Below are 26,348 nucleotides of genomic sequence, written 5' to 3' on the forward strand. Positions count from 1 at the left end.
TTTTAAGCAAATTGGCGGATGTCCTTAAACTTTAAGTACGGCTGCTTATTTTCGAAATAAGCGCGCAGACATTCCTGTTCATCTACTATATAAAAGTGGGGCGCCTGTTTCAATATATACTTCACCCTTCGGTTGGGACGGACGTGTTTCACAGCATCCATGATCCGCATATCCGGAGACACGTGCTGGTATTCCGTCTTCATCCCTTCCCTGTCTTGATAGGCGCAGAAGAGCAGGTAGCGCATATGGCTGAACGCTCGCTTCCTCCATTCCAGAACGTGTTCTGTAATGAGAAAGGCAGTGAGAAGGACGGCTGCAAGCGTCCACCGCTGTTCAAGGAACAACCACCCGGCCGCCGCTGTCAAAATGAGCGCAGAAAAAACAAGCGTCCTTTTCAAGCTCTTTTGGAAGGAGTACATCCGGCAGAAGAAATAGAAGATGAGTTTGCCGCCATCCAGCGGCCATACGGGCAACAGGTTAAAACACAGGATCAAGGTGTTGTAAAACAAGGCCGTCGTTATGAAAGGGTGCGGTCCCGCCCCCATTGCAATGCCGTAAAGAAGAAGATAGATCCAAAGATGCTGAAGGGGCCCTGCAAGGACGACGGCTGCCTGCTCCTTAAACGGGCGGGTGTGGTGCTCCTCACTGACAACCGCTCCGCCGAACAACCAGATTTCAAGCTTTTCCACCCGCCAGTTGAAATGACGGGCCGTCCAAAAATGACCCATTTCATGAATGAAGACGATGGAGAATAAAAGAATAAAATCAAGAATGGCTCCTGTAAGAATAGCTGAGAAAGCCAGCAGAAAGAAAAGAGGGTGGATATGAAGCCAGCCGGCCACCCTAAGATCCTTCATTTACTTTAATCACCTGCACCGGATCCAGGTACGTGTTGTCTTTTTCTATGGCAAAGAAAAATTCAGCCGTTTCTCCCTCTTCTGCTTTCACAGAACCGAGTCCACCCTGAGACTGAACATTTTCATACAAATACACATCGATCTCGGACAAATAGCCGTAGGTCGTTTCCGTGCCATCCTGGTGCTGCAGGACAACCGTCTTTCCTGAGTCGGGGTCATTTCCGGCAAACACGACCGTTCCTTCTCTGACAGCGCGCACTTTGGAATCACTGGCTGTCGTCAAAATGATGCCCTTCCCATCGTTTTGGAAAGGGGTGGTCACTGTTCCGTTCACAGGCATGGCAAGGGGCTCTTCCACCTGCTCTTCTTTCGGTTTCATAACTTGCAGAGGATCCCCAAACCGGTCATTGTACCAGGCCGTAACTTTAGCAAATGGAAACTCATCCGTCATCTGTCCAGCCGCCCAGTCCGCTGGTGCTTTCAAAAGGGCGGCACTGGAATGTGTACCAGCGGCCATGACGGCAAATAACAGTACAGAAAAGAACACCTGCAGGCCGATCCGGCTGCTCCGGCTGTTTTCTGCTGGTTCCCTTGGAGGGCCCCCATCAACATCATTGGTTATCAACGGCGGAAACCCATGGACCTCCTCATCCTGGGGAGGCTGATAAACCGGACCTGTCCGCGGTGCCTGCCGGTCCAGCCTCTTTTTCTTCCGGCCAGCTATATTCCTCCGTACATCTCTTATGTTCTTATTCACACTCAAACCCCTCTCTATGGCCCTTTTTTCTATTATTCTATGGGACAAGGGGTTGGTTTATTAATCCTTTCTCGCTTCAGAAGAGCCGGTGTCGTTCCAGCTTCCTTCTCGGTGGGACATGCCTGCATATAAAAAAGCTGTCGAGAGTATTCTCGACAGCTTCCAGGCGCCGTTTGATGACGCCGGTTCGTATTTAGGAGCGCATTCCAAAGAACCGTTTCACTTTAGCAAGCACGCCTTTATCCTCTTCCAGACTCAACAGGGGTACAGTTTCACCCAGAATCCGGCGGGCAATATTTCGATAGGCTAACGACGCTTTAGAGTTCGGCTTCATCGCAACAGGCTCTCCACTGTTGGATGCCTTGATGACGGCTTCATCATCAATGACGATACCGAGAAGATCAATGGACAACACGTTGGCGATTTCATCCACATCCATCATATCCCCATTTTTCATCATATGGTTCCGAATCCGGTTGATGACCAGTTTCGGCGCTTCCAAATCTTCCTGCTCAAGCAGTCCGATAATCCGATCAGCGTCACGAACACTTGATTTTTCCGGCGTTGTAACGACGATGGCTTTATCTGCTCCGGCTACGGCATTTTTATAGCCTTGTTCAATACCAGCGGGGCAGTCAATCACCACATAATCATAGTCCTGCTTCAGTTCCTCTACGATGGCTTTAATGCCTTCCGGCGTGACCTCCGATTTATCAGAGGTCTGTGCTGCCGGCAGCACGTGAAGGCATTCGAAGCGTTTATCTGTAATCAGTGCCTGTTTCGTTTTACAGCGCCCTTTTACGACATCCACAATGTCATAGATAATCCGGTTCTCGAGCCCCATCACAACATCTAAATTCCTGAGACCGATATCAGTATCAACTAAGCAGACTTTTTTGTCCTGCAAGGCCAAAGCGGTCCCCAGATTGGCAGTTGTAGTCGTTTTTCCGACGCCTCCCTTTCCAGAGGTAATGACAATCGCTTCACCCATTGATCATTCTCCTTTCAAAACTTACGAGATTCGGTCTCTTCTTTACAACTTCCTGTAACCGATCAATACGAATCTTCTGAAAGTCCTTATCAATAAACCCGCATTCCATATACACGCCCTCAGACTCATAGTCCGGGGATCGGCTGAGCTGATCGGCAATTCTCAGCTGACTGGGCTGCATATAAGCAGCCGCAATCACAGCAGCCGTATCCCCTTCACAACCGGCGTGGGCAATCCCTTTCAGACGCCCCATGACGAAGATGTTTCCCGTGGCATTCACCTGGCCGCCCGGATTGACATCTCCGACAAGAAGCAGATCACCCTTCACGTCCACGACCTGTCCTGAACGGACGGTTCTGGCTACGGGGGTAATTTCAGTGTTTTCTTTCCAATCCAACGCTTCCTTTTTTGTCAAAACGTCCGATTCGATTTTATCTACAACGAGCTTCTGTTTTTCACGGACAACGGCAGACAGTTCTTCTTTCTGCTCTTCTGTCAAGTAGCGGTTTCCGACTTGAATAATGACCCGGATCATCGGCTCATCTTCCGTGACTCCATTCATGGACAGCTTATCCTGCAGATCCCGGAGGAGCCGATCGAATGAACACTGGTCATCCAATTTCAAGATCAATCCATCTCTCGTTCCTTTAATCATGATTCTCTGACCATTCGCCGACATTGGCAATCACCTCAAGACCTTAGACATTCACTACACTAAACGTTACTGATTTCTTCCGACCAATCATATGCCCTCTCCTTCACGAGCGGATAAAGCAGGGTGAAAAAGATCATATTCGCCGCCAGTGTAGGCAGCAGACGAAGCAGACCATAGTCCACCCAGCTGATTGACGTAATCTGAACGAACGAATACACGATATAAAGAAGGACATCCGCCAGTATGAGGCCGATGACTGCAAGTAAAAAAGCGGCCGGGAAATTGGCATGAACCAATTTTTTCAACCCGTGAACCACATAAATAATCAGGGTGTAGGTGATCATGTACACCCCGAGCACCCCTGTGTATACGACATCAATCAACAAGCCGAAGAGAAGACCGTACCAGACCGCGTGGTACGTATGATCCTTATCGTAAAAAATCGCGATGATAAACAAAAAGATCAATATCCAGTGAGGGGTGATCAGGAGATCCGAATAGACAAGCTTCGCAGGAAGCAGGCTCATTGCCATCCCCTGCATCACAAGAAGGAAAAGGCAGAAAAGCGGGATGACATACCGGCTCATGATTCATCCCCCTCCGCTTCACTGCTTGTATCGATCGTTTCCACTGAACGATCCACCACCATCACGTGGTTGATGTCGAATAAATCAGCAAACGGTTCCACGTACGCGGTTTTTGTCAGACCATACTGATCATTCACCACTTCCTCGACCGTACCAATTCTCAGGTTACTTGGAAAGACACCTCCAAGCCCTGAGGATATAACCGTGTCCCCGGCTTCCAGCTCCTCATCAAGCTTGATGCCTTCAAGGAGAAGACGACCCGATTCATCATCATAACCTTCGATCAACCCGAAGGCTTCTTCCTTATCTTCCCGGACCACCCAGGAGGAAATCTTATTGGAGCGGTCAAATCCGCTCAGCAGCAGTACTGTGGAATGGAAGGCTCCCGCCGATTTAACTTTTCCGACGAGACCGTCACTCGTCATGACCGCCATGTCCTTTTCCACACCATCTTCCCCGCCTTTGTTGATGGTCATCTGCTCAAACCATCGATCCGAGCTTCGGGCGATGACTGTCGCCTGAATCGAGGAATAATCGCTGAGCCCCTCAGACTTCCCGAGGGTATCCTGAAGTTCGTCCACTTCTTTGGTAAGACGCTGATTCTCCTGAATTACACCTTTATATTCAGACAGGCGTGTTTTCAGCACCTGGTTCTGCTCGTATACGTTGAACATGTCCTGTACGTTCTCAACCGTCGTATCTACGAAGCTGACCGGCTTATGAAAAATCGTCTGCATCCATCCGACCGAATCCTGAAGGAATTTTTCAGGTGTGCTGAGAGAATCCCGATCACGGATGGAAAATCCAATTAACGTGACAAGTACTATGAAACCAAGCAATACAATCATCAGTCTTTTTCTGCGGAATAAAGAAGGCATAACCTATTCGTTTACTCCATGTTCGCCCGGCTGGCCACATTGGGCTGTGAGCGGAAGTGATGGATGTATTCCAGGGATTTCCCTGTTCCGATGGCTACGCAGTCAAGCGGTTCGTCCGCTATAAAGACCGGCATATTGGTTTCGTCGCTGATGACTGTATCGATGTTTTTAAGCAGAGCGCCGCCTCCTGTCAGGACAATGCCGCGTTCCATAATGTCCGCAGCAAGTTCAGGCGGGGTTTTCTCCAATGTGTTTTTCACCGTTTCTATAATCGAATCGACCGTATCTTTCATGGCTTCATAAATTTCATCGTTCTTAATCGTAATCGTTTTTGGAAGACCGCTCAAAAGGTCGCGGCCGCGGATATCCATTTCCTCGATATCCTTGACTTCACCGGCGCCGCCAAGCTCCATTTTTACGTCTTCGGCTGTACGCTCACCGATCATCAAGTTATATTTTTTACGCACATGCTGGATGATGTTGTCATCCATTTCGTCCCCGGCTACACGGATGGACTGGCTCGTCACAATCCCGCCTAGGGAAATGATGGCTACTTCCGTCGTTCCGCCGCCGATGTCGACAACCATGCTTCCTGTCGGCTCCCAAACCGGCAGGCCTGCCCCGATAGCCGCAGCAAACGGCTCCGCAATCGGATAGGCTTCCTTGGCACCGGCCTGTTTCGTTGCATCTACAACAGCTCTTTCCTCCACCATGGTAATCCCGGACGGTACACAGACCATAACGTTCGGTTTGCTTGCGAACGAAGAACGGTTTTTCAACGCCTTTTTAATGTAATACTTCATCATCTGCGCCGTCGTATCATAATCAGCAATGACCCCGTCCTTCATCGGGCGGATCACGTTTATGTATCCGGGTGTCCTTCCAATCATATTCCGCGCATCATTTCCTACAGCTTCAATCTCTCCAGTTTGAGAGTTTTTGGCTACGACAGAAGGCTCCCTGACGATAACCCCTTTATTTTTCAAAAATACAAGTGTATTCGCTGTACCCAGGTCAATCCCGAGGTCTTGAGAGAATCCAAAAATCCCCAATACTATCTTCCTTTCTAAGAGCCCGCTTTCCTCAGGCGGGGGTGAGAGATCCCCAAAATTGTCTGATTAGAAGAAGCGCCGATTTATAAGAAGATCCTATAAATGGCGCTCATCTTTTTCATCTATTCAATTATACGAAAAAACTACAAAAATAGATAGTGGTACAACAATCCCTATTAAACTTTTTCCAGAAACATACGAAAGCCTTTGGTAAGACCACGAAAAGAAAGCGCGACCATTCATAGATAGCCTTTTTCTTTCAGGCTGATGAATGTACGGTCACCAATAACAATGTGGTCAAGCAGTTCGATGCCGATCATTTTCCCGCATTCTTTCAGTCGCTGGGTGACCTGGATATCTTCCTGGGACGGTGTAGGGTCTCCGGAGGGATGGTTGTGGGCACAGATAATCGAGGCTGCGGAACGTTTCACCGCTTCTTTGTATACTTCTCTAGGGTGGACGATGGATGCATTTAGACTCCCAATGAAGATGGTCTGCCTGTGAAGCACCTGGTTCTTTGTATTTAAGAACAAGCAGATGAAATGCTCCTGCTTTAAATCACGCATTTCCTCCATTATAAAATCCGCTCCGTCTTCAGGACTCCGGATCATATAGCGTTCCGCCGGCTTCATTTTGTGCATCCGTTTCCCAAGTTCAACCGCCGCCAGAAGCTGCACTGCTTTGGCGGCTCCAATGCCCTTGATGGCCGTAAGCTCCTCAATGGCCGCATCCTTTAGCAGGGTCATCCCTTCAAAATGAACGAGGAGACGATTGGAAAGCTCCATCACGGACTCTTGTTTCGTTCCGCTCCCCAGAAGGATGGCGAGGAGCTCCTGGTTGGACAAGTGGGACGGTCCCAGTTCAATCAACCTCTCACGCGGGCGGTCCTGCTTTGGAACATCTTTAATCATTACGTTTGGCGTTGTCAAAAATTCACACCCTTTCTCAATCCTCCCCAGGGAATAAGCTGTTAATGGATGAAGATGCCAAACGCTCTCAACTCCCGGATGACACGGGCGATGGGGAGGCCGACAACGTTGTAATAATCCCCTTTGATTTCCTCGACGAACAGGCCGCCCTTTCCCTGAATCCCATACCCGCCCGCTTTATCCCAGGGCTCTTCCGTGTTCAGGTAGTGATCAATCTCCTCGTCCGTCAACGTATAAAAACTTACATCCGTCCCCGTTGTAAAGGTCCGTTTCTCCTTCAGGGTCCGCAGGCATACAGCTGTGTACACTTGATGCGTCCGTCCACTCATCCTTTCCAGCATACGACGGGCTTCACTGGTATCAGCAGGCTTACCTAAAAGGTCTCCGTCTATGGATACGACGGTATCTGAAGTCAGCAGCACCTCTTCCTCATTCAATTGGACAGCCGCGCTTTTTTGTTCCGCCAGAAAAGCGGCTGCTTCCTCGGCAGACATGACATGCTCCAGCGTTTCATCAGTATAGGAGGGGCGGATAAGCGGGGAAGCCCCCGCCATTTCCAGCAAGGCTTTCCGACGGGGGGATTGAGAGCCGAGCACAAGCGTCTTCATCACAACAAACATCCTTTCTATCCATGGGGTTACATGTATCATACTAAAAATAACCGGAAATGCAGATGACCGAAACATCCGCCTTTTCGAATTCCCGGATATGAAAAAAGGAAGGGCTGCGTGAGCAAACTTCCTTTTTCCACTCTTCTTTTACAATGAACCGCTTATTCCAGGGATTTTGCGACTTTCAGCCAGTTCAGGTTGTTCTCATCCTGTGACTCCCAGTTTATAAGGGCCTGGCCAAGGGCGGATTCTTCGCCGGCCGCTTTGGCGATTTCCTTCCGTTGGGACTCATCGATTGAACCGAGGGTGTGGGTTTTCATTCCTTCCTGCAGCGCCGGAGGAAGCTCTTTTTCAATGGTCACGACCCACGGTTTCACATAGGTTTCGATACTTTTAGACTTCATCTCTTCTGCCATGTAAGCAGCCTCCTGCTTGGAAGAAGCACTTCCGACAAACAGAAAATACTGCCCATCCCGCTTCCAAATGACTGACGAGATGGACTGGGCGTTCAAACGGCTCTGCCACTCGCCGGCTTTTCCCTCTGTAGAAAAAGCACCGGCCTGGACAATGTATGTATCCAGCGTGGCTGCCGCACTGGCCGGCAGTTGGTTTTCAGACCCGCCTTCTGCCCCCTGTACCTCTCCGGCCGGTGCTTCAGGAGAATGAAGAGTTTCTGTCCCTGCCGTGGTGACATCCGTCAAGGAAACAAACATCCGCAGCAGCACGAAACCAATCCCCAGACTGAGCAGGAGGGCAATCACTGCCGTAGCAAGGACCGGCCGGTAGGATCCAGGGATCCGCCACTTCTTTTTCACAGGAAGTGGATAAACAGGAGTGGCCCGCTTATCTTTTTTCTTATCTTGATCCACAGCCGCCGCCTGTTCATTTTGAGTACGGACCACTTCGTTTTTTGAACCGTTCTCAGGCCGGAATGAAATTGAAATTTTCTTTTTTGAATCCATGGTTATCACTCCTGCAACGTTTGTCCCAACCCTATCACAGAAGAAATAAAAACCATGCTTAATTTTGTCGGGGCCGCTTCGACAATTTCAGCTCATTCATAAGCTCCTCTTCTCTCCTTTACCCCTGCAGTTCGTTGTTATTGAAAGCTTTGCACGTAAAATGCCAGTACAGCGTCACCATAATAATAACTGATGACGGCCCCGGCCATGATAAACGGGCCGAAAGGGAAAGGCTGACCGCGGCTGATCACCTTGGCAGCCAGCAGAAATGTACTGATCAAAGTTCCTGCTGTCACAGCCAGGAAGAACGTCAAGAGGGTCAACGGGCCCCCGAAAAACAAACCGAGCACGGCCAGCAGTTTCATATCACCTCCCCCCATCCCTCCGCGGCTCAGAACAATGATTATAAGTACAATTGTAAAGCCGGTACAGGCGCCAAGCAGCGAGGCATACCACGGACTCAGAGGAAAAAACAACCGCAGAACGACAAACGCAAAGGCAAAAAACATTAGAAGCCGGTTGGGAATGATCATACACTTCACGTCGCTGACGGTCACGATGACCGCCAATGAAAGCAGGAGGAGAGCCTCCAATACGTCTACCGACCACCCGAATTGACCATAGGCAGACAGAAACAGGACGCCCGTGATCAGCTCTACGGCCGGGTAAACCAGAGAAATGCGTGTTTGACAATGGCGGCACTTCCCTTTGGCGAGCGTGTAGGAAGCGAGAGGAATTAAGTCTCTGGCATGCAGCGTCGTCGAACAAACCGGGCAGGCAGATCTTGATAGGATAAACGGAGTGTTTTGAGGCAGCCGCACCCCAACCACATGAAAGAAAGAGCCTAAGATGGTTCCAGCGAGGAAAAAGTAGAAAGAGAAAAGGATATACATACGCGGATCTCCTTTTTGAAGAAATGAAAAGCTGTTAAAAAAGGAGAGAAGGGAGTTTGATCAGGCGGTGGGTTCAAAAGCAGAGGATCATAAAAATTATAGCCCACATCCCCCGGTTTGTCTCAAGAAAATAAAAAGCCAGTCCAATAAATTTTTATTGGACTGGCTGCATCAAATCTTTATATCCCGCAACTTTGTTTCTCCCTCTCTGTTTCGCTCCGACGTACATCGCCCTGTCCGCCTGACGAATCAAGTCGAGGGGTTCCTCACACGGGTCAGGATAGGAGGCCGCACCGATACTTGCGGTGACTTGTACGGAAACAGGCCCCTCTTGTTTCAAAATATGTTCAACTACGGTAAACGGAGCCTCCGTTATGACCTCTTGGATGTGAAGGGCGAAAGCAAGAGCCGCTTTTTCGTCGAATCCAGGCAGAAGAAAAACAAACTCTTCTCCTCCGTAACGCGCCAGTGTCATGCCCTCCCCGGCTGCTTCCTTTAGACGACCGGCGAGTTCAATCAAAATTTCATTTCCGCTTTCGTGCCCATACGTGTCGTTCACCTTTTTGAAGTGATCAATATCCAGGAGGATCAGCGAAACCGGTTCCCGTCCATCTTCCTCATGCTTTAGGAACGACTGCTTCATAAAATCATCGAAGTAGCGGTAATTGTAAACGCCTGTCAGCGCACAGCGCTCACTTTCCGCTTTCGTTTTCTCATAGTGACGTGCATTCTCAATGGCTACACCGAGATAGTTGGCCAAAATGGACAATATGAGAAGCTGAAACTGCAAAAACGCCCGTTTTTGGTTTGAATATACCGTAATCACACCAACCGTCTCGTTATTCCGGACGACCGGAACGGATAAGACACTTTCCGAAGCGTCGGGTATATAAGGACTTTCCAGCGTTCTCCATTCAGTCCGCTTTTTGTAGTAGGCCCCTTTTCCAGCCTGGAGCGTATGCCCACTCACACTCTCCCCTTTTTGCAAGGTAACCGGAGGAAATTTCAACGTGCCCGACCGGTCGAAAAAACGGATCAGTTTCAAACGGCCCCTTTCCTTCACATCAAACACATACAAATGATCCAGCGGAAGAAGGTCCGACATGTGATCGACAAATATGTTCAGCACCTCTGTCACGCTTAGCTCGCCTGTCAATTCATGGCCGATCCGGCTCGCCCGTTTCAAATACTCATTCACCTGACTGCTGTTATGATACATCATCAGCATGCCTGATATGAACACAAAAGGAATACCAACAAAGAAAATCCCACTGATTCCAAATGGGAGGAAAACAACGAAGAGGACAAAACCGATCGGCAGCACAAGCCCCGCTGTCATTACATCCCATAACAACCCTTGATCCAGCCATTTGAACGGCCGTTTATACAGCCATTTGGAGATGGCCGATAGAAAAAGCTGGTTCAACACAATCTGGGAGACGGCATAGGAAACGATAGGAAAAAGGTCATGAAATTCATCCACAGCCTCAGGACCATGTCCGCCGCCGAGCCCTTCATAAAGGAGTGCGGAAAAAACAGAGATCATCAGAAACATAAGCTGGTTGATGGGAATTCTGTACATCGTATGCCTGCTCAGCCTCACTTTGATGAGCAGCGCCCCTAAAGCAATTTGAGAAATGACGATTTCTGCAAACAGCCCGTAATGGAGAAATACGGCGAAAGCTACTCCCTGTGTAAAAAACACCGGGTGGTCTCCGATCCGCAATGGAAACAAAGCCACAATGACCGTAAGCAGCGCAAATATCACCAGGTTGATCCGGCTTCCGGAGACCGCCGGCGTTTCCAAGTTGTAGATCAGTACAAGGCCCAGGGGCCAGATGACCGCCCAGACCAGCCAGACACCAATAATTTTTTCTTTGGACATCGTATCACCTCTGCCTGTAAACGCCGTTCATTATAGTATATTTTACCATATAATATAGAAAAATTTTCTATAAATTCCCACTTTTACAAGCATTACTTAAGAAATGCCCGTACGATAGAGATGAAATAAAGCGAACCGGAGATGACAATAACGTCCTCCTCCCCCGCTTCTGCCATTGCTTCCCGGACTGCCTGCTTATAATCCGCAAAAGCTTCGGTATGGGCCACAGGAGAAAATTCCTGCAAAGCCTCTGAAGATAATGCTCTTGGAAAATCAAAGGTGGTGACATAAAGGTGATCTGTCACTTCCTTCAGCTTCCCTAACATTTTCTCCACCGGTTTATCTTCCAAAGCTGCATAAACCAACAGAATGCGACGGTCTGAATAGTGGCGCATCACTGTTTCCACAAGAGCATCGGTGCCTTCTTCATTATGCGCCCCGTCCACGATCGTCAACGGACAGCAACGGAGCGTTTCAAATCTTGCCGGCCAGAACGTTTTCTCAATGGCTATTCCATACTGTTCCGCTTCCAAAGGCACGCCCCGCTCTCTTAACACCTCCGCTGCCTGGATCGCAAGCGAAGCATTGGTCACCTGATGGGGCCCGAGCAGAGAGCTTTTCCAAACAGGAGAGGTGAAAGGTGGACTCATAAAACGGAAAGTTTCCCTGCCATCACCACTTGCCAGATGATCTGCGTGAAAGTCCTCCCCGTATCTGTACATACGGGCTCCGCACTCTTCCGCTTTTGCGGCAATGACATCAACCGCATCCTGCTGGGAAGCACCAGTGACGAGCGGGACTCCCTGCTTGATGATCCCGGCTTTTTCGCCGGCAATCTCACGGATCGTAGAGCCGAGGATGTTCATATGATCATGACCGACGTTCGTAATAACACTCAAGACAGGATGAATGATATTCGTAGAGTCATACGTCCCGCCAAGCCCTGTTTCCATCAGGACAAAGTCCAGGTCCATCCGTGAAAAATGCAGAAGAGCTGCAGCCGTAATCACTTCAAATTCCGTCGGTTCTCCGAGCGGGGTCTGCTTCAGCTGCTCCGACAATGGACGAATCTGCTCGACAACCTCTGCGAGCTCACGGTCCGCAATCGGACGGCCATCCACACTGATCCGCTCATTGAACGTTTCAATATACGGAGAGGTAAAAGTCCCCACCGCTAAACCCTGTCCCTGCAGAATATGCCTTAAGAAAGAAACTGTCGATCCCTTGCCGTTCGTGCCTGCTATATGAACGGCGGATATCTTCTGTTCTGGATGATCCAGACGCTTCATCATCCATTCCATCCGTTTCAAGCCCGGTTTGATTTTGAATTTTTCCCTGGCGTGTATCCATTGCACCGCTTCTTCGTAATTCATAAGTCTTCCCTCTCTTTAAAAAGAGGAGAGTATTCCGTAGAATACCCTCCTTCTCCTCTTAGGCTTTCAGTTCTTTAATACGCGCTTCGACTTTCGTACGTTTATCAAGATAGTCGGTTTCTTTCTTCCGCTCTTCCTCAACCACGTGCTCAGGGGCTTTACTTACGAAACCTTCATTGGAAAGTTTCTTCTGCACGCGGGTCACTTCCTGATCCCATTTCTTCCACTCGTTTTCAAGACGCTTGATCTCATCCTCGATATTGATGAGGCCTGCGAGCGGCAGGTAAAGTTCCGCACCCGTAACGACGGCAGACATCGCTTTTTCCGGAGCCTGCAGATCGGTGGCAATCGTCAGTTCACTCGGGTTGCAGAATCTCTCTAAATAAGAGCGGTTCTTCTCGAGCTCCTGAACAACATCCTCATCCTTCGCCTGGATCAGAAGCTGAATCTGCTTGGACATCGGTGTGTCTACTTCGGCACGGATGTTACGAACGGAACGGATGATGGAAACGAGACGATCCATTTCAGCAACCGCCTGTTCATTATGGAAATCTTCTTTTACGACAGGCCAGGATGCCTGGGTAATGGATTCCCCTTCATGAGGAAGGTGCTGCCAGATTTCCTCTGTAATGAACGGCATGAATGGATGAAGCATTCTCATTGTCTGATCCAGCGTATAAGCCAGAATCGAACGGGTGGTATGAATACGCTGCTCATCTTCCCCGTACAATGGAAGTTTCGCCATTTCAATATACCAGTCACAGAAATCATCCCAGATGAAGTTATACAAGTGACGTCCGGCTTCCCCGAATTCGTATTTATCAATGTTGGTCGTTACCTGCTCGATCGTCTGGTTGAGTCGTGTGAGAATCCATTGATCCGCAACGGATTTTTCTCCGGATAGATCGATATCCTCAAATTTCAACCCGCCCATGTTCATCAGAGCAAAACGGGAGGCATTCCAGATTTTGTTTGCGAAGTTCCATGTAGACTCCACCTTTTCCCAGTGGAATCGCAGGTCCTGACCTGGAGATGATCCGGTGGACAAGAAGTAACGAAGCGAATCCGCCCCGTATTTCTCTATGACATCCATTGGATCGACGCCGTTTCCTAAGGATTTACTCATTTTACGGCCGTCTGCATCGCGGACAAGACCGTGAATAAGAACATCTTTGAACGGACGCTCGCCGGTGAATTCAAGAGACTGGAAGATCATCCGGCTTACCCAGAACCCGATGATGTCATAGCCGGTTACGAGAACGTTGGTCGGGAAATAGCGCTTATAGTCACTGCTTCCTTCATCCGGCCAGCCCATCGTTGAAAACGGCCAGAGGGCGGAAGAGAACCACGTATCCAGGACATCATCATCCTGCTTCCAGTTTTCAGGGTCTTTCGGCGCTTCTTTGCCTACGTGAATTTCGCCGGTCTCTTTATGGTACCAGGCCGGAATACGATGGCCCCACCACAATTGTCTGGAAATACACCAGTCACGGGTGTTCTCCATCCAATGCAGATATGGTTTTTCAAAACGGTCCGGAACAAACTGAACGGCTTCGTCTCCGTTTTGAAGGTCGACGGAGGCATCCGCCAGCGGCTTCATATCAACAAACCATTGTGTGGAAAGATAAGGCTCGACTACAGCCCCGCTTCTTTCGGAGTGACCGACGGAATGCATATGATCTTCTATTTCAAACAGGGCGCCCTGCTCCTGAAGATCTTTGACAATCTGCTTGCGGCATTCAAAACGGTCCATCCCTTTGTACGCCCCGGCATTTTCATTCATCGTACCGTCTTCATTCATGACCAGCACACGCTCAAGATCGTGGCGGTTCCCGATTTCAAAGTCATTCGGATCGTGAGCCGGCGTAATCTTCACAGCACCTGAACCAAATTCCATGTCGACGTAGTCATCAGCGACAATTTCAATTTCTCTTCCCACAATAGGAAGAACCGCTTTTTTACCAATCAGATGCTTGTAGCGCTCATCTTCCGGGTGAACCGCAATGGCGGTATCCCCAAGCATCGTCTCCGGACGGGTCGTAGCAATTTCGATGGACCCTTCTTCATCCTTCAGCGGGTAGCGCATATGATAAAACGCTCCTTGGACATCCTTATACTCGACTTCGATGTCCGATAAAGCCGTCTGTGTAGCCGGATCCCAGTTGATGATGTATTCCCCTCGGTAAATCAAGCCTTTTTCATATAAAGTAACGAATACTTCCTTAACAGCGTCGGAAAGACCTTCATCAAGCGTGAACCGTTCGCGGGAATAATCTAGGCCGAGGCCGAGCTTTTCCCACTGCGCGCGGATGAACTTCGCATATTCATGCTTCCATTCCCATGCTTTATCAAGGAATTTCTCACGGCCGAGGTCGTGTCGTGAAACCCCCTGTTCACGAAGTTTGGCATCCACCTTCGCCTGTGTAGCGATTCCGGCATGGTCCATCCCGGGCAGCCACAGGACATCATAGCCCTGCATCCGCTTCACACGGGATAAAATATCCTGCAGGGTCGTATCCCATGCGTGGCCGAGGTGAAGCTTTCCTGTAACGTTCGGCGGGGGAATAACAATGGTATACGGTTCTTTGTCCGTATCTCCTTCGGCTTCAAAAAATTTCCCATCCACCCAGTAGTGGTACCGGTCCTTTTCGACAGCGGCCGGATCATATTTGGTTGGCATTGAAAGATCCTGTTCACTCATTTCTGATCTTCCTCCTTTAATTGTTATCAGTCATTACACTCTGCAAGGGGTTTACCAGCCGGGAAAATAAAAAAACCCTTTCATCCAGTAAAAGGACGAAAGGGTTTGATTTCCGTGGTACCACCTTATTTCACAGGAGAGACTCCTGCACACTCACAATCATAACGGCTTCGAACCGGCTTCTCCTACTCATGTTCAAAGAAGCTGCATCAAGGGCGACTTTCATAATCAGGGTTCATGGAAAACTTCCACCATTCGTTTTCCTCTCTGGAAGAAATGATTACGTACTACTCCCTATCTAAGCATTTCACGTATAAAGACTATATTACATATTGTATATAGAACATACGTCTTTAGTCAACTGTCTGACAAAAAATATGCAGAAGCCCGCAGACAGGGCCTGCGGGCTTCTATATTTAAGAAACGAGGTGTACAGATGAGCCGAATGTACCGCTACCGGCTGCCACCATGGTGTAAAACGTGGTTGATTGTCATTGAAACCTCGCTGCTTCCGATTGTGATTTTCCAGGCTTTACGTACCATTTTCTGGCCGACGACCTTCGATATTTTCCTTCTCGGACTCGTCATCGGTCTGTGGCTGGCTTTTAAATACAAATGGATTTAATCAGGAATATACACAATCTGTCCAGGGGCTACATCCTCATCACAGCTGTTCACACGCTCCAGCTGTCTGACTGGAACATCATACTTCTCAGCGATGGAAGTCAAAGTCTCCTCCCCCTGGGCAATATACATTTTCATCCGGGTATACGTATCCTCACGGTTCGGGAACAAGTGCTTGAAAATTTGTTTGATGCCATCCATCCCACCAGGGGGCGCCTCCGATTCACTGGACTCTGAGGACTCCTCCACACTGACCTCTCCCCAGTCTGACGTACTGTCGGGAGAAGCCTGGATGTCATGGACAGCTTCCTGCTCTGTTCCAAAAAATTCAGGAAAGCTCTGTGATTTCTTGTAAAACCAACGTCCGTCATCGTTCTGTTCCTGTTCCTCTTGTTCCTGTCCGTTCATCCGGAATACAGGGGCTTCTTTTTCGGGAACCGCCCGCTCGGCTTCCGGCGTTTCCTCCTTGAAGTTGACAGGTCCCGCCTGGACAGGCTCATCGAACGCATCGTCATTGGCCGCTTCATTCCGGGCTTCCTCGACTCCGTTAATCGTGATTTGTGCGTGAAGGCGGAGCTGACGGTCAGCCGGCAGTTCATAATCAAACGTCTCAATGTCAATCAGCACATCATCCAAATTGGAAACACGCTCCAATGGGACCCGAATCTCTACTGGAAAAGCGTGGGAAAAGACGTAGACACCATCATCCTGCGCTTCGACACTATCCATCACCCTTGCTCCCGAAGCTCCCGCAGGCTCCGCTTCGGATTGAGGGCCCGTTGGAATATATTCACCGCCGAGATCAACGGTCCCCTTCAGGCAGACTTCATCTCCGCGGTCTTCAATCGTAATATCTGGCTCTAAAGAAATACCAATCAGCTCTCTTACACCCTGTCCTTCCTGAAACCATATCGATTCATCCAGATAAAAGGAAAATACATTTTGTTTATTCGGCAATCCAGAGTCCCTCCCTAAGGTATTCCTGTTCTCTACTAACACCTTATGCGGAAGATATCGTTATATACATGAATGGGAGGAATCGCCGTAAAACATCCTGCTATCCACCGGTATTCTCCCCCAAAAAAACAGGCAGCCGATGATAACGGCTGCCTGTTTTCTAAAAGGGGCGTTCAGTTAAGTGTTGAAAATACTTTGTTGACTGCCTCAATCGTTTGTTCAATGTCTGCTTCCGTGTGCTTCACGGAAAGGAACATTCCTTCAAATTGGGAAGGTGGAAGATAGACACCTTCCTGAATCATGCCCTGATAGTATCTCTTGAACATATCCAGGTCTGATTGATTAGCCGTTTCAAAGTTATAGACAGGTTCGTTGGTAAAGAAGAAACCGACCATGGAACCTGCGCGGTTGACGGTAAGCGGAATGTCATAGGTTTCGGCCGCCTTTTTATAACCCTCAATCAGCTGATCCACACGTTCACTGATGGAAGCATAGGCTTCCTCTGTCATCGCAGATATCGTCTGATACCCGGCCGTCATGGCTAGCGGGTTCCCTGATAACGTCCCTGCCTGGTAGATATCACCAACCGGCGCGACACGTTCCATGATTTCGCGCTTCCCACCATAGGCACCGACAGGAAGTCCGCCGCCGATCACCTTACCGAGACAGGTCATATCCGGAGTGACACCGAAATGGCCCTGAGCACTGTGGTAGCCGACACGGAAGCCCGTCATAACTTCATCAAAGATCAGAACCGTCCCATTGTCTTCGGTCAGCTGGCGAAGCTCCTGGAGGAAGCTTTCCTTCGGAGGGACCACACCCATGTTTCCGGATACCGGCTCAATAATGACCGCCGCCAGGTCATCCCCGTACTCTTCAAAGACATATTGGACACTTTTCAGATCGTTGTATGGGACCGTAATCGTGTTTTGGGCTATGGAAGCTGGGACACCCGGTGAATCTGGAAGGCCGAGTGTCGCCACTCCGGATCCAGCCTTAATCAGCAGAGAGTCTCCATGACCATGATAGTTCCCTTCAAATTTAAGGATTTTATCCCGGCCGGTATAACCGCGTGCCACTCTCAGGGCACTCATCGTAGCTTCTGTCCCGGAGTTGACCATACGCAGCATTTCAATAGAAGGGACGCGCTCGCGGACGAGATCAGCCAGTTGGTTTTCAATCTCTGTCGGCGCTCCGAAGCTTGTCCCGTGGGCCGTCACTTTTGTTAAAGCGTCGGTCACCCTTTCATCGGCATGGCCGAGGATCAACGGGCCGTAACTAAGAACATAGTCGATATACTCGTTGCCGTCGACATCAAACAGCCTGGAGCCTTCTCCTTTTTCCATGAAAATCGGATCCATGCCTACGGATTTGAATGCACGAACCGGAGAGTTGACTCCCCCGGGCATCAATTCTACAGCTTCCTGATACGCTTGTTTGGAACGATCAAAGTTTTTCATCGTCAGCACCTTCCTTCTTATGATTGGTCTTCCTTCAGCCAGTCTGCCGCATCTTTAGCGAAGTACGTAATGATCAAATCCGCACCGGCCCGCTTCATAGCGGTCAGCTTTTCAAGGACGATTTCTTTTTCATTGACCCAGCCGTTCTGGGCAGCAGCCTTGATCATGGAATATTCGCCGCTGACGTTATAGGCGACGACAGGCAGGTTGTAACGGTCTTTCACTTCCCGCATGATATCAAGATAAGCCAGTGCCGGTTTGACGATAAGGAAGTCAGCGCCTTCCTCGACGTCAGACTCTGCTTCTCTAAGAGCTTCCAGTCGGTTAGATGGATCCATTTGATAAGCACGGCGGTCTCCAAACTGAGGAGAGCTGTGAGCAGCATCGCGGAATGGACCGTAAAAGGCGGACGCAAACTTCACGGCATAGGACATCACTGGAATATGACTGAAGCCGGCTTCATCAAGTCCCCGGCGGATGGCTGCGACAAAGCCGTCCATCATATTGGACGGAGCAATAATATCCGCACCGGCCTGTGCCTGGGTGACAGCTGTCTGGGTAATGTAGGTTAAGGATTCATCGTTAGCGATGTCCCCGTCACGAACGATGCCGCAGTGACCGTGATCGGTATACTGGCACAGGCATGTATCAGCAATGACGGTCAGGGAAGGTACCTCTTCTTTAATCTGGCGGATCGCACGCTGGACGATGCCTTCTTCATTATAAGCTTCACTCCCGACGTCATCCTTATGTCCAGGAACTCCGAAGACGATCACTGAACGGATGCCTCGCGTCACAAGCTCCTCCATTTCGGACGTCAAGTGGTCAAGAGACACTTGATGAACTCCCGGCATGGAAGCTACTGGATTTTTAATATCCCGGCCTTCGACGACAAAAATCGGATAGATCAAATCATCTGTGCGCAGATGTGTTTCTCTTACGAGCGCCCTCATGGATTCCGTGCGGCGCAGTCGACGGTGCCGTTTAAATTGCAGATCTTTCATTCCTATCGATTCCTTTCGTTCTTAAAATAGAAAACCATCTGTTCCACCATGTGTTCTATGGTATACTGCGGCGGAGTGAACACGCAGGTAAACCCTTCCGCCTCCGCTTTCCGGGCCGTCGTCGGTCCGATACAGAAGCAGGGCAGGGACAACCCGTTTTCCCGGCTGCCCTTCGTCACCGCTTTAAAAGCCTGTATGGTGGACGGGCTTGTAAACGTCAAGGCATCCAGGTCCCCGTTCTCCAGCCAGCTGGTAATATTTTTTTGATTACTCGTCAATAACAGCGTATCATAAACGGTCAGCGATTTGAAAAACACGCCACGTTTACGAAAAGCTTCCGGAAGAACGTCCCGGGAACGGTTTCCCCGTATGTATAAAAGCTTTCCCGGATCCGGGTACATTTGAAAAAATTCCTCTTCCATTTTAGCCGCTTGAAAGGATGCAGGCAAAAAATCCGCTTTTCTTCCATACCTCTGCAGCGCACGTTCTGTTTTTGTGCCGATGACAGCTATACGGACCTGATCAGGAAGAACCCGGCCATGCCTATCCAGCCATTTGAAAAAAAACTTCACGGCATTGGAACTGGTTAAAAAAATCCAGGAAAATTCGTGAAGTTCTTCTACTATGTGTTCGTTTTTCTGTTGATCGTTCAATTGAAAAGCGAGAAGCGGGGTATGTTTTGGAACACCGCCCGCTTCCTCAATCCGCTCTTTCAACGGCGCCGCCTGGGATCTGCCTCTAGTAATGAGGATGTTCTTCCCCTGCAGTGGCGCGTCCATTACTGACCATACTCCTCTTTGGCACGATCAACGATCTCCTGTGCCCCCTGGTCTCTTAAAAGATCAGCCGCATGACGCCCGACTTCAATCGGATCCTGTCCAGTGACCGTCTCATGAAGAATCGTTTCGCCGTCCGGCGTTCCCACTAAAGCGGTAAGAACGATATCATCGCCTTTCCGGTAAGCGTACCCGCCGATCGGAACCTGGCATCCGCCATTCAAGTCGTGAAGGAATTTCCGTTCGGCCGCCACTGTCGTCTGCGTATATTCATGATTCAGTTTCATAAGAAAATCACGCAGTTCTTTATCCTCTTCACGGCACTGGATAGCGAGCGCTCCTTGACCGACAGCAGGTACACAAACCTCCGGCTCCAAATACTCTGTAACAAGGTTGTCATCCCAGCCCATCCGCTTCAAACCGGCAGCGGCCAGAACGATCGCGTCGTAATCTTCCTCTTTCAACTTTCTAAGGCGCGTGTCAATATTCCCGCGGATCCATTTAATTTCAAGATCCGGACGGACCGCTTTGATCTGAGACCCGCGGCGCAGGCTGCTGGTCCCAACGATGGCACCTTCCGGAAGATCCTTCAAGGCAACGTGACCGTTGGAAACGAACGCATCGCGGTGATCTTCACGGATGGGTACGGAAGCGACCGTCAACCCTTCAGCCACCACAGCCGGCATATCCTTCATACTATGGACAGCCATATCAATGGTACCGTCATACATCGCCTGTTCGATCTCTTTGATGAACAAGCCTTTGCCTCCTACTTTAGATAACGTCACATCAAGGATCTGGTCCCCTTTTGTCGTGATCCGCTTAATTTCGAAATCGTAGGATGGATCAATCTGTTTCAGCTGATCGATCACCCATTCCGTCTGAGTGATGGCCAGATTACTCTTTCTAGAGCCGATAATGATTTTCCTCATGCTTGTTCCTCCTCTTTAAAAGTGAAAATTGGATAGGGAGCTGAATAAAAAGAAATTGATAAGTAGAAATAAAAAGGCGGCGGCGTTAAATATGGAAATGGTCCGTCCCTGATACCCTTTAACCACCCGCAGAATGAGATAAATCATATAACCGATCAACACGAGGAAAGAGCCGAGCGTCTTAAAATCATACCAGTAGAACACATCTGTTGAAACATAACCCCAGACAACCCCGAGAATGATGGCAATGAGGAGGAGGGGCACGCCTAAAATGACCGCAATATAAGAAAAATGATCCAGCTTTGTTAAATCACCGAGCCGGAACAATTTGGCATTCCATTTTTTCTTTTTTAACAGCCGGTACTGCAGTAAATACATGATGGAGAAAATAAAGGAAAGCGTGAAAAAGCCATAGGAGATAATCGCCAGGCTGATGTGGATGACGAGAAGCTCATTGACCAGCGCCACCCCTTCCTTCTCCATTACATTCTGAGCCCTTGTGAAAATATGAATAATCATAATCAAAAAACCGACGACATTCGTAAAGAATACGAGAAAATCCATTTTGAACAGCCGGTTGATTAATAGAGAAAACGTGACGAGAATCCACGTATAAAAATATAAGCCGTCATAAACCGTCATGATTGGAAAGTTGTCGTTCATGAAAAACTGGGACAACAGAAAGACGCTTTGCAGAACCCAGACCATACTAAGCAACCAGAAGGCCGCACGGTTGGCCTTCCGGTTTGTCTGGACAAAATCAATAAAATACCCGATCAGGCTGAGTCCATAAAGGAAAAGGATCAGCTCGTACACCCATTTCAACTCAAACATGGAGCCGCCCCCCTCAGGAATGAATCATAGGGCTGATGATGGAAACAGAATGATCGGCCTCTATATGACGCTCATTCGCTGAGCTGTTCTTTTTTTCCTGCTCCTGGACCTCTTTTTCCACCTGCTCTTCAATACCGAAGATCTGGGTGAACAGCTTCAGGGTTTCTTCAGAATCCGGCTGGGCCGCCAGTTCCTTGGCCTGTGAGATCGGTTCTTTTAACATTTGGTTGACGATACTCTTCGTATGCTTGTTCAACACTTTCCGTTCACGGTCGGATAAGTCAGGCATTTTCCGTTCAATGCTTTTCATCGTTTCCGACTGGATATCAAGGGCTTTGGAACGAAGCGCAGAAATCACTGGAACTACACCGATCGTCTGGAGCCACTGCTTGAACTCCACGATTTCCGCTTCCATCATAATCTCGATTTCCTCCGCAGCCTGTCTGCGCATTTCCAGATTGGCATCTACGATTCCCTGAAGGTCATCAATATCATAGAGAAAGACACTTTCCAATGATTCCATCGCTGGATCCAGGTCTCTAGGCACAGCAATATCGACGAAGAAAAGCGGCTTGCCCTTCCGTTTCTTATGAACGGGCTCCATCATTTCCTTCGTAATCACATATTCGGACGCACCTGTAGAACTGATGACGATGTCCGCATCCGCGAGTACCGCTTCCAGTTCATCCATCGTCCGGGCATACCCGTTAAATTGACCGGCAACAGTCCGCGCTTTTTCCAGCGTGCGGTTGATCACAGTCACTTTACGAACACCGGATCCGTGAAGGTTTTTGGCGGCCAGTTCGCCCATTTTTCCAGCACCCAGAATCACAATGTGCTTATGAACGAGGTCACCGAAGATTTTCCGCGCCAGCTCAACAGCTGCATAACTGACCGAGACAGCGTTTTCACCGATTTCCGTGTCACTATGTGCTTTCTTCGCCATGGTGACGGCCTGTCGGAACAGCTGGTTGAAAATTGTTCCCGTCGTGCCTGCATTCTGCGCACGCAGAAACGCCTGCTTCATCTGTCCAAGGATCTGCGTCTCTCCGAGAACCATGGAATCAAGGCCGGAAGTGACGCGCAGTAGATGCTCGACAGCTCCATCTGTTTCATATATCGCAAGGTAAGAGGTGAACGCCTCTTTATCCACTTGAAACCAGTCAGCTAAAAACTGTTTAATATAATACCGTCCTGTATGGATCTGGTCCACGACGGCGAAAATTTCCGTACGGTTGCATGTAGAAATAATCACATTCTCCAGGACACTTTTACGCCCGTTCAACTGGGCCATAGCTTCCTCAAGCTTCTCTTCAGAAAATGTGAGCCTCTCTCGAATTTCCACAGGGGCTGTTTTGTAATTAAGACCGACGGCTATAATGTGCATTTCGTATACCCCCATTACACGTGCAGATTTTCTCCTGTAGTGTAGATTATAACATAAATAACGGAAGATTTTTTGTCCCAATTATGAACAGATCTTGAATCTGTTATGATAGGATGAAATAGAGTTATTCAATCAAATACTTATAATTATTAGATTAGAACGAATCTAATTTATAATTCGTTTGTAATATACCAAATCTACAGGAGAATATCAAGGAACAAACATTATCATTACATAATGACTGGATGTGAGCACATTGAATAAAAACCATACCCTGCTTGGGTTTCTCTTCATTGGACTGGGTGCGTATTTTTTTCTTCGTCATCTCAATATTCCCCACTTGCAGCCGTTTTACTCGTGGCCGTTCCTGCTCGTGCTGGTCGGCGCAGCCTTTTTGTTTCACAGCTATGTGAGTAAAGATACTTCCAGTCTGTTTACAGGAACGATCGTTACTGGTTTCGGGATTCATTTTCTAGCTGTTGATCAGCTGGTTTTCTGGCGCGATCACTGGGGCGTGTACCTCTGTATTGTCGGCGCCGCTTTTCTGCTTCAGTATAGAAAAACAAAAAAAGGACTCATTCCAGCCCTAGTCCTGCTCGGGACAGGAGCTTTTGTCCTTTTTTCACCCACCATGCCTGCCTGGATGCAGTGGATCAACCAATTCTTCCTATTAGTCGAAAGGTTCTGGCCTCTGGCCTTGATTGCCTTCGGTCTGTACCTTCTTAAAAAGAAAACGTAAGAGAAGCAGAAAAACAAGGCTGTCGATGACATTCATCGACAGCCTTGTTTTTCTTTTACAGGATAGAACTTAAGAAGGCTTGTGTCCGCTCTTCTTTCGGATTTTCGAAAATCTCCTGTGGGGTCCCGCTCTCGACGATCTTTCCATCGTGCATATACACGACTCTGTCGGCCACTTCACGGGCAAATCCCATTTCGTGCGTAACGACGACCATCGTCATCCCTTCCTGAGCAAGGGTCTTCATCGTTTGAAGCACTTCTCCGACAAGCTCCGGATCAAGCGCTGAAGTAGGCTCATCAAACAGCATGATTTCAGGCTTCATCGCCAGGGCGCGAGCGATGGCTACACGCTGCTTCTGTCCACCGGACAAGCGGGACGGGAATACATCCGCCTTATCGCCGAGCCCGACTTTTTCAAGCAGCTGCTTCCCTTCCTCTTCCGCCTGCGCCTTGGAGAGCTTTTTTACCTGCAGCGGAGCTTCCATTACATTCCCGAGCACCGTTTTATGCGGAAACAGATTAAAGTGCTGGAATACCATTCCGACCCGCTGGCGCACTTCGTTCAGGTTATCCTTCTTCGGATTGATTTCTTTCCCCTGAATGTACAGCTCTCCGCCATTTTTCATTTCCAGGAAATTCAGGCAGCGAAGCATCGTACTTTTCCCGGAACCACTGGCCCCGATCAAGACGACGACTTCACTTTCCTTTACTTGAAAGTCAATATCCTTCAAGACGTGCAGGTCTCCAAAATATTTATTTAATTGATTCGCTTCAATCATATAATCAGACAATCGATTTCCTCCTCCATTAATCGCTGGCCGCCAGTTTCTTCTCAACAGCCCCGACAACAAGGGTCAGCAGGAAGACCAGAATCAAATACCATACCGCACTGACAAGCAGCCAGGTCATGTAATCAAAGGTATTCGCCCCCTGAGTGGTGGCGACAGCGAAAATCTCCGATACCCCGATAAATGCAGCCAGGGATGAATCTTTCAACCCAATAATAAACTGATTTCCCAGCGGTGGCAACGCACGCCTGAACGCTTGAGGCAGAATGATCCGGCGCATCGTAAGCGCCTGACTCATTCCGAGGGAGCGCCCTGCTTCCGTCTGTCCTTTTCCTATCGACTGAATTGAACCTCTGAATATTTCAGCAATGTAGGCTCCATTATGGAAGGCAAGACCGAGCGCTACCGACCAGAACCCACTGATCATCCATATTTCGGTCAGCCCGTAGTAGAAAACAAAAATCTGGACGATCAACGGTGTTCCTCTGACTACATAAATGTAGATATTCGCTATCCATTCCAACACTTTGATATCGGAAATCTTCATAAAAGCAAACATAAGACCGATGAAAATCGCAATAAAAATGGAGACAGCCGTTAAGGCGAGCGTCAGCTGAGCCGCTTCAAAGAACATCCCCCGGCTGCTGATCAATGAATCCCAGAAATGAACAACATTCAAATACATCTGCACCAACTCCTCTGTCATATGAAAAAGAGTACGCGGCTGCGCACTCTTCACCTTCGTTCCTGTCTAACATCACGGTTTATTCAGGAGGCGTTGTGATGTCATCCCCAAAATATTCCTCACTGATTTCAGAAAGGGTACCATTTTCTCGAAGTGTTTCCAGTGCTGCATTGATCTCATCTAGTAATTCTGTGTTTTCCTTCGATACAGCGACGGCCTGCTCGCTGCGTTCAATCATTTCCTTGGCCTCGATATCCAGCCCTTCACCGGAAGCTTCCTTTCCGGTCAAAAAATCGGTAATGACAGCATCGTGACGACCCTTGGACAAAGATTGCAGGGCTACGACATCACTGTCATAGGTCTTGATATTCTCCGTCACTTCTTCTGCATACTGACTGTATGTGGATCCTTTAGAAAGAGCGATTTCTTTGCCTTCCAGATCCTCAAGGGTTTCAATGTCACTGTCTGCACGGGTGAAAATCTGTGCACCTGAGTAATAATAAGGTGTCGAGAAGTCCACCTCCTGCTTACGCTCGTCTGTAATCGTATGGCTGGCGACCGCTGCGTCAAAACGACCGGTTTTCACCCCTTCTACAATACTAGCGAACTTCTGTTTCTGAGGACTCGGTTCAAGTCCCAGTTCCTCTGCAATGGCATTGGCCAAGTCAATATCGAAGCCTTCCATCTCTCCATCGGCCCCTGTCATGCTGAAAGGACGGAACTCTCCGGAAGCCGCAAAGGTAAATGTCCCTTCCTCCACCAGCTCGTAATCCGTATTATTTTCTGATGTATCCTCTGAACCACTGTCTCCTTCATCTCCGGAAGCACCATCGTCACTGCTTCCACAAGCAGCAAGGAAAAGCACCAGCACCAGAGTCATGAATAACAGCAGCATCCCATTCATTTTCTTCATCAGCCCTGTATCATCCCTTCTCTGTTTGTCATCTTTCTGTAATATTAAAAGTATATCGATTTATCAAATATTTCCCAAAATTAGTGAGATTCTAAAAATGGGTAAATAGAAGGGTACAG

The 26,348-nt window shown here is 48.8% G+C and carries 26 protein-coding genes and 1 other annotated feature; of the genes, 2 read left to right on the forward strand and 24 right to left on the reverse strand.

Annotated elements, in window-relative coordinates:
• Positions 1–2 precede the first annotated feature (2 nt).
• From ACXAD6_RS12265 to ACXAD6_RS12330, 14 genes are all read right to left on the reverse strand, one after another.
• Entirely contained in the window at positions 3–857 is an 855-nt protein-coding gene (locus ACXAD6_RS12265) for a site-2 protease family protein (protein WP_474969101.1), read from the reverse strand.
• The gene (locus ACXAD6_RS12270) at positions 844–1,614 is read right to left on the reverse strand and encodes a peptidoglycan DD-metalloendopeptidase family protein (protein WP_474969102.1); all 771 of its coding nucleotides are present in this window, start codon (positions 1,612–1,614) and stop codon (positions 844–846) included. Before ACXAD6_RS12270 ends, ACXAD6_RS12265 begins: the two co-directional genes overlap by 14 nt.
• A gap of 193 nt (positions 1,615–1,807) precedes the next feature.
• A complete protein-coding gene (minD, locus tag ACXAD6_RS12275) occupies positions 1,808–2,605 on the reverse strand; it encodes a septum site-determining protein MinD (RefSeq protein ID WP_474969103.1) in 798 nt (265 codons plus the stop codon).
• Positions 2,598–3,284 carry a septum site-determining protein MinC gene (minC, locus tag ACXAD6_RS12280; RefSeq protein WP_474969104.1) on the reverse strand — a complete coding sequence of 229 codons (687 nt, stop codon included), beginning with the start codon at positions 3,282–3,284 and terminating at the stop codon, positions 2,598–2,600. The genes minD and minC overlap by 8 nt, the downstream gene beginning before the upstream one ends.
• Before the next feature lie 35 nt (positions 3,285–3,319).
• Complete coding sequence (gene mreD, locus ACXAD6_RS12285; RefSeq protein WP_474969105.1) at positions 3,320–3,847, reverse strand: rod shape-determining protein MreD; 528 nt, start codon at positions 3,845–3,847, stop codon at positions 3,320–3,322.
• Positions 3,844–4,725, reverse strand: a complete 882-nt coding sequence (gene mreC / locus ACXAD6_RS12290) for a rod shape-determining protein MreC (RefSeq protein WP_474969106.1) — start codon at positions 4,723–4,725, stop codon at positions 3,844–3,846. Before mreC ends, mreD begins: the two co-directional genes overlap by 4 nt.
• A gap of 11 nt (positions 4,726–4,736) precedes the next feature.
• Complete coding sequence (locus tag ACXAD6_RS12295; protein WP_474969107.1) at positions 4,737–5,777, reverse strand: rod shape-determining protein; 1,041 nt, start codon at positions 5,775–5,777, stop codon at positions 4,737–4,739.
• A gap of 239 nt (positions 5,778–6,016) precedes the next feature.
• Entirely contained in the window at positions 6,017–6,688 is a 672-nt protein-coding gene (gene radC, locus ACXAD6_RS12300; RefSeq protein WP_474970422.1) for a RadC family protein, read from the reverse strand.
• 59 nt (positions 6,689–6,747) lie between these two features.
• Entirely contained in the window at positions 6,748–7,314 is a 567-nt protein-coding gene (locus ACXAD6_RS12305; protein WP_474970423.1) for a Maf family protein, read from the reverse strand.
• 164 nt (positions 7,315–7,478) lie between these two features.
• Entirely contained in the window at positions 7,479–8,279 is an 801-nt protein-coding gene (locus ACXAD6_RS12310) for an SPOR domain-containing protein (protein WP_474969108.1), read from the reverse strand.
• 137 nt (positions 8,280–8,416) lie between these two features.
• Positions 8,417–9,172: a prepilin peptidase gene (locus ACXAD6_RS12315; RefSeq protein ID WP_474969109.1), complete on the reverse strand. Its 756-nt coding sequence runs from the start codon at positions 9,170–9,172 to the stop codon at positions 8,417–8,419.
• A gap of 154 nt (positions 9,173–9,326) precedes the next feature.
• The gene (locus ACXAD6_RS12320; RefSeq protein WP_474969110.1) at positions 9,327–11,057 is read right to left on the reverse strand and encodes a sensor domain-containing diguanylate cyclase; all 1,731 of its coding nucleotides are present in this window, start codon (positions 11,055–11,057) and stop codon (positions 9,327–9,329) included.
• A gap of 92 nt (positions 11,058–11,149) precedes the next feature.
• Positions 11,150–12,430 (reverse strand): bifunctional folylpolyglutamate synthase/dihydrofolate synthase, encoded by a 1,281-nt coding sequence (locus ACXAD6_RS12325; RefSeq protein ID WP_474969111.1) that lies wholly within the window; start codon positions 12,428–12,430, stop codon positions 11,150–11,152.
• A 58-nt stretch (positions 12,431–12,488) separates the two neighbouring features.
• Positions 12,489–15,131 (reverse strand): valine--tRNA ligase, encoded by a 2,643-nt coding sequence (locus ACXAD6_RS12330; RefSeq protein WP_474969112.1) that lies wholly within the window; start codon positions 15,129–15,131, stop codon positions 12,489–12,491.
• Between the two features lie 88 nt (positions 15,132–15,219).
• Positions 15,220–15,441, reverse strand: a binding site (T-box leader).
• Positions 15,442–15,567: 126 nt separating this feature from the next.
• Between ACXAD6_RS12330 and ACXAD6_RS12335 the strand changes: the two genes are divergently transcribed.
• A complete protein-coding gene (locus ACXAD6_RS12335) occupies positions 15,568–15,756 on the forward strand; it encodes a hypothetical protein (RefSeq protein WP_027955250.1) in 189 nt (62 codons plus the stop codon).
• Here the strand turns inward: ACXAD6_RS12335 and ACXAD6_RS12340 are convergent.
• The 7 genes from ACXAD6_RS12340 to hemA all read right to left on the reverse strand — a co-directional run bounded on the left by ACXAD6_RS12340 (position 15,753) and on the right by hemA (position 23,105).
• Positions 15,753–16,712, reverse strand: a complete 960-nt coding sequence (locus ACXAD6_RS12340; RefSeq protein ID WP_474969113.1) for a LysM peptidoglycan-binding domain-containing protein — start codon at positions 16,710–16,712, stop codon at positions 15,753–15,755. The genes ACXAD6_RS12335 and ACXAD6_RS12340 overlap by 4 nt on opposite strands.
• 173 nt (positions 16,713–16,885) lie before the next feature.
• Positions 16,886–18,172: a glutamate-1-semialdehyde 2,1-aminomutase gene (hemL, locus tag ACXAD6_RS12345; RefSeq protein WP_474969114.1), complete on the reverse strand. Its 1,287-nt coding sequence runs from the start codon at positions 18,170–18,172 to the stop codon at positions 16,886–16,888.
• 17 nt (positions 18,173–18,189) lie between these two features.
• On the reverse strand, positions 18,190–19,176 hold the full coding sequence (hemB, locus tag ACXAD6_RS12350; RefSeq protein ID WP_474969115.1) for a porphobilinogen synthase: 987 nt from the start codon (positions 19,174–19,176) through the stop codon (positions 18,190–18,192).
• Positions 19,177–19,178: 2 nt separating this feature from the next.
• Positions 19,179–19,955: a uroporphyrinogen-III synthase gene (locus ACXAD6_RS12355; protein WP_474969116.1), complete on the reverse strand. Its 777-nt coding sequence runs from the start codon at positions 19,953–19,955 to the stop codon at positions 19,179–19,181.
• Positions 19,955–20,884 (reverse strand): hydroxymethylbilane synthase, encoded by a 930-nt coding sequence (gene hemC / locus ACXAD6_RS12360; RefSeq protein WP_474969117.1) that lies wholly within the window; start codon positions 20,882–20,884, stop codon positions 19,955–19,957. The genes ACXAD6_RS12355 and hemC overlap by 1 nt, the downstream gene beginning before the upstream one ends.
• Before the next feature lie 15 nt (positions 20,885–20,899).
• Positions 20,900–21,718, reverse strand: a complete 819-nt coding sequence (locus ACXAD6_RS12365; RefSeq protein WP_474969118.1) for a cytochrome c biogenesis protein — start codon at positions 21,716–21,718, stop codon at positions 20,900–20,902.
• Positions 21,719–21,731: 13 nt separating this feature from the next.
• Positions 21,732–23,105 (reverse strand): glutamyl-tRNA reductase, encoded by a 1,374-nt coding sequence (gene hemA / locus ACXAD6_RS12370; protein WP_474969119.1) that lies wholly within the window; start codon positions 23,103–23,105, stop codon positions 21,732–21,734.
• Between the two features lie 247 nt (positions 23,106–23,352).
• Here hemA and ACXAD6_RS12375 point away from each other — a divergent pair, with 247 nt between their 5' ends.
• A complete protein-coding gene (locus tag ACXAD6_RS12375; protein ID WP_474969120.1) occupies positions 23,353–23,844 on the forward strand; it encodes a LiaI-LiaF-like domain-containing protein in 492 nt (163 codons plus the stop codon).
• 55 nt (positions 23,845–23,899) lie between these two features.
• On the opposite strand, the gene ACXAD6_RS12380 is transcribed toward ACXAD6_RS12375, so the two are convergent.
• From ACXAD6_RS12380 to ACXAD6_RS12390, 3 genes are all read right to left on the reverse strand, one after another.
• Positions 23,900–24,622 (reverse strand): amino acid ABC transporter ATP-binding protein, encoded by a 723-nt coding sequence (locus tag ACXAD6_RS12380; RefSeq protein ID WP_474970424.1) that lies wholly within the window; start codon positions 24,620–24,622, stop codon positions 23,900–23,902.
• A 28-nt stretch (positions 24,623–24,650) separates the two neighbouring features.
• The gene (locus ACXAD6_RS12385; protein ID WP_051254688.1) at positions 24,651–25,316 is read right to left on the reverse strand and encodes an amino acid ABC transporter permease; all 666 of its coding nucleotides are present in this window, start codon (positions 25,314–25,316) and stop codon (positions 24,651–24,653) included.
• Between the two features lie 79 nt (positions 25,317–25,395).
• Complete coding sequence (locus tag ACXAD6_RS12390) at positions 25,396–26,229, reverse strand: transporter substrate-binding domain-containing protein (protein WP_474969121.1); 834 nt, start codon at positions 26,227–26,229, stop codon at positions 25,396–25,398.
• Between the last annotated feature and the right edge of the window lie 119 nt (positions 26,230–26,348).

It is taken from the genome of Halobacillus sp. ABH2_015, assembly GCF_056158945.1.

Bases quoted from the DNA above. Each gene is read 5' to 3' on its own strand.
- hemC (WP_474969117.1), bottom strand. From the start codon at position 20,884: ATGAGGAAAATCATTATCGGCTCTAGAAAGAGTAATCTGGCCATCACT.
- hemA (WP_474969119.1), bottom strand. From the start codon at position 23,105: ATGCACATTATAGCCGTCGGTCTTAATTACAAAACAGCCCCTGTGGAA.
- ACXAD6_RS12315 (WP_474969109.1), bottom strand. From the start codon at position 9,172: ATGTATATCCTTTTCTCTTTCTACTTTTTCCTCGCTGGAACCATCTTA.
- ACXAD6_RS12390 (WP_474969121.1), bottom strand. From the start codon at position 26,229: ATGAAGAAAATGAATGGGATGCTGCTGTTATTCATGACTCTGGTGCTG.
- hemB (WP_474969115.1), bottom strand. From the start codon at position 19,176: ATGAAAGATCTGCAATTTAAACGGCACCGTCGACTGCGCCGCACGGAA.
- ACXAD6_RS12265 (WP_474969101.1), bottom strand. From the start codon at position 857: ATGAAGGATCTTAGGGTGGCCGGCTGGCTTCATATCCACCCTCTTTTC.
- radC (WP_474970422.1), bottom strand. From the start codon at position 6,688: ATGATTAAAGATGTTCCAAAGCAGGACCGCCCGCGTGAGAGGTTGATT.
- mreD (WP_474969105.1), bottom strand. From the start codon at position 3,847: ATGAGCCGGTATGTCATCCCGCTTTTCTGCCTTTTCCTTCTTGTGATG.
- hemL (WP_474969114.1), bottom strand. From the start codon at position 18,172: ATGAAAAACTTTGATCGTTCCAAACAAGCGTATCAGGAAGCTGTAGAA.
- mreC (WP_474969106.1), bottom strand. From the start codon at position 4,725: ATGCCTTCTTTATTCCGCAGAAAAAGACTGATGATTGTATTGCTTGGT.
- ACXAD6_RS12355 (WP_474969116.1), bottom strand. From the start codon at position 19,955: ATGGACGCGCCACTGCAGGGGAAGAACATCCTCATTACTAGAGGCAGA.
- ACXAD6_RS12335 (WP_027955250.1), top strand. From the start codon at position 15,568: ATGAGCCGAATGTACCGCTACCGGCTGCCACCATGGTGTAAAACGTGG.
- ACXAD6_RS12320 (WP_474969110.1), bottom strand. From the start codon at position 11,057: ATGTCCAAAGAAAAAATTATTGGTGTCTGGCTGGTCTGGGCGGTCATC.
- ACXAD6_RS12310 (WP_474969108.1), bottom strand. From the start codon at position 8,279: ATGGATTCAAAAAAGAAAATTTCAATTTCATTCCGGCCTGAGAACGGT.
- minC (WP_474969104.1), bottom strand. From the start codon at position 3,284: ATGTCGGCGAATGGTCAGAGAATCATGATTAAAGGAACGAGAGATGGA.
- ACXAD6_RS12385 (WP_051254688.1), bottom strand. From the start codon at position 25,316: ATGTATTTGAATGTTGTTCATTTCTGGGATTCATTGATCAGCAGCCGG.
- ACXAD6_RS12305 (WP_474970423.1), bottom strand. From the start codon at position 7,314: ATGAAGACGCTTGTGCTCGGCTCTCAATCCCCCCGTCGGAAAGCCTTG.
- minD (WP_474969103.1), bottom strand. From the start codon at position 2,605: ATGGGTGAAGCGATTGTCATTACCTCTGGAAAGGGAGGCGTCGGAAAA.
- ACXAD6_RS12380 (WP_474970424.1), bottom strand. From the start codon at position 24,622: ATGATTGAAGCGAATCAATTAAATAAATATTTTGGAGACCTGCACGTC.
- ACXAD6_RS12325 (WP_474969111.1), bottom strand. From the start codon at position 12,430: ATGAATTACGAAGAAGCGGTGCAATGGATACACGCCAGGGAAAAATTC.
- ACXAD6_RS12330 (WP_474969112.1), bottom strand. From the start codon at position 15,131: ATGAGTGAACAGGATCTTTCAATGCCAACCAAATATGATCCGGCCGCT.
- ACXAD6_RS12365 (WP_474969118.1), bottom strand. From the start codon at position 21,718: ATGTTTGAGTTGAAATGGGTGTACGAGCTGATCCTTTTCCTTTATGGA.